General features: G+C 48.6%; 1 protein-coding gene. It reads right to left on the bottom strand.

What is annotated here, in order from left to right:
- Positions 1-65: 65 nt before the first annotated feature.
- Complete coding sequence (locus MWC30_RS21540) at positions 66-1,691, bottom strand: transposase (protein WP_368860921.1); 1,626 nt, start codon at positions 1,689-1,691, stop codon at positions 66-68.
- Positions 1,692-1,768: the final 77 nt, after the last annotated feature.

Below are 1,768 nucleotides of genomic sequence, written 5' to 3'. Positions count from 1 at the left end.
GTAACTTCTCAATAAGTGTAGGTGGGATCAACAATTGGACGAAAGAATGAGCATGGTGCCGGCTATCAGAACCAGCAGGGACTCCGTGGTTTTTCCGGAATGGATATATGCCAATCATTCTGAAGTGATCGGTTGCGGATCAATTCAGACAAGCTTGGAATGAGTTGGGTTTTTTCCATGCGGTCTTGGAGATATTGCCAAAACGTGATCCCAAGTTTGCGACATGTTTTTTTGAGAGTCGCAAAGGTATCTCGACTACGCCGTCCCGCTTCGCTTCGTGTGCTACCGCTTATTTTGCGTTTTTTCACATAGTCACGGATGCCGTTTTCGCTCAGATTATTGTGCAACGGGATCTCCGGATACCGCAGGACCAGGAGCATCTCCGACTTGTTGCAGTAAATCCGCTTGAGGGCATTATTTAATGTGGCGCTGGATGTTCGAGTGGTAAAGATATCGTCAAAAAGCTCATCCAGGCGCTCCGCCTCAGAGGGTTGCGGATCAGCTTTATAGGCTTTCAGCTCTTTATAAAGTTGCCAGAAACGTTCCAGCACCTCCTCGAGATCCTTTTTGCCCTTCTCGCTCACAGGGGTGATTTTGTTGATGCTTCTTTCAGCGTGGATCCAGCAGAGGGCGTGAAGGAGAACATTGAATTGACCGGCATCGTCACTGACGACCACCAGGTTCCTTGAAACGCCATGCTCAATGATGCTCCCGATTAAGGCGCCTTCTGTGGTAATTTGTATATGTCTGGCGCCTTTGATACCCTTTTGTTTCAAGTATTGGTCCCACTGCTCGTCATTATCAAACGTACGGGATTGATCCATCGACAAAGGATTGAGGAGTGATCGGGGGAGCTTATTGGATTTCCAGTAGGCCACGGCGTCGGCATTAATGACATAATCGGAATGGCCGCAGCGAAGGAGTCTCAGAAAGTTTATGCGGCTTTTGCTGGAGGTGCTTTCGAACCAGGAAAACCATTCATTCCCAATGTGTGTGCAGTAGCCGTTTTTGCCCTGATGACGGGCTCCTGTATCATCCACATTGACATAGGTGGAGACTTCAAGGCCGGTGGCGAGAATGGCATCCTTTTCCAGATGAAAAACATCGTTGTCCTCGATTAGGAGATTGTTGAGCTGTCCGATTGAGATATCAACCCCCATCTCACTCAGTTGCTCCAGCAACAGGGGTTGAGTGACATGGCAATGGTGGTACTGATAAAGCACAAAACGGATGAGCTCGGTCCCGAAATGTTTTCCATTCAATTGAGGAGGTAATGGAGCGGTCACGTAGTGGCCATCGGGCGTCTGCCAGCATTCCAGCCTGAAACGCGTATTGTGGACCTCGATACGGAGATCCTGAACGATGAAATCCTTGTAGCCTTTGAATGTTGAACCTTCCGGAATGTTTTCGGCGGTCACCTTCTGCTCGGCATGAATCATGAGCTCGCTGGTCTTTTGTCTTTTATCTGAACCGGGCCGTTTCTTTCCATTGGTATTGGGCTTGTTTTTTTCGCGTTGCTCCAATCGGCTGGGTGCTATCTTTGGCCTTGGAGTCTGGCCTTTGAGGCGGGCGATTTCATCCCTGAGCTCCTGTATGAGCTCCGCCTGTTGTTTGATGATCTCCAATAATTGGACGACCAGCTCGCTCTTTGCTTCTTCCGGGATGTTGGGTATCTGAATAGTTGCTCTCATGCCCCATATGCATAGCACAAACTGTGTTCTGAAGTCCCGAACTTTTTTATGCCTACCTACACTTTTTGAGAAGTTAC

Origin of the sequence: Desulforhabdus sp. TSK (genome assembly GCF_022836495.1) — a bacterium.
Taxonomy (GTDB): Bacteria; Desulfobacterota; Syntrophobacteria; order Syntrophobacterales; family Syntrophobacteraceae; genus Desulforhabdus.
Note: the sequence above shows the minus strand (reverse complement) of the source record. Positions and strands in the feature narration are given on the sequence as shown.

Bases quoted from the DNA above. Each gene is read 5' to 3' on its own strand.
- MWC30_RS21540 (WP_368860921.1), bottom strand. From the start codon at position 1,691: ATGAGAGCAACTATTCAGATACCCAACATCCCGGAAGAAGCAAAGAGC.